At 72.1% G+C, this 502-nt stretch carries 1 protein-coding gene; it reads left to right on the plus strand.

Translation table 11 applies throughout. The annotated features are described in order from the left end of the window. Positions 1 to 192 precede the first annotated feature (192 nt). Positions 193 to 502: LysR family transcriptional regulator (locus D471_RS0127425; protein WP_017601579.1), on the plus strand; the 310-nt coding region annotated here is incomplete at its 3' end.

Consider the following 502-nt stretch of genomic DNA (forward strand, 5'->3'; position numbering starts at 1 on the left):
GCGCGGCGACGGACGCCCCCACCTGGTTGGACAGGCCGCTGCCCAGCATCAGCGCCGTCCCGGACCAGCGGTCGGAGCCGGTCGGCGGCCCGGCGGCGGTTGTGGTCGAGTCACGAGTGGCCATGCCACGACTCTCGGCGGCCCGGATCCATACGCAAAATGCATCCGACGCACGTTCTATACGATGGGCGTATGGATGGGAACACGGCTCTGGAGCTGCGGCACCTGCGCTGCCTCGTGGCGATCGTCGACACCGGGGGGTTCAGCGACGCCGCGCTCGAACTGGGCGTGTCGCAGGCCTCGGTCTCGCGCACGCTCTCGTCCCTGGAGCGGATCCTGGGCGTGCGCCTGCTGCACCGCACCAGCCGGGTGTGCACCCCGACCACGGCCGGGGTGCAGGTCCTGGTTCGGGCGCGCCACCTGCTCGCGGAGGCCGACAACCTGCTGCGCGAGGCGACGAGCGGCCACACCCGGCTGCTCGTCGGACACGCGTGGTCGGCGA

The organism is Nocardiopsis lucentensis DSM 44048, from assembly GCF_000341125.1.
In the GTDB taxonomy this organism is placed as follows: domain Bacteria; phylum Actinomycetota; class Actinomycetes; order Streptosporangiales; family Streptosporangiaceae; genus Nocardiopsis; species Nocardiopsis lucentensis.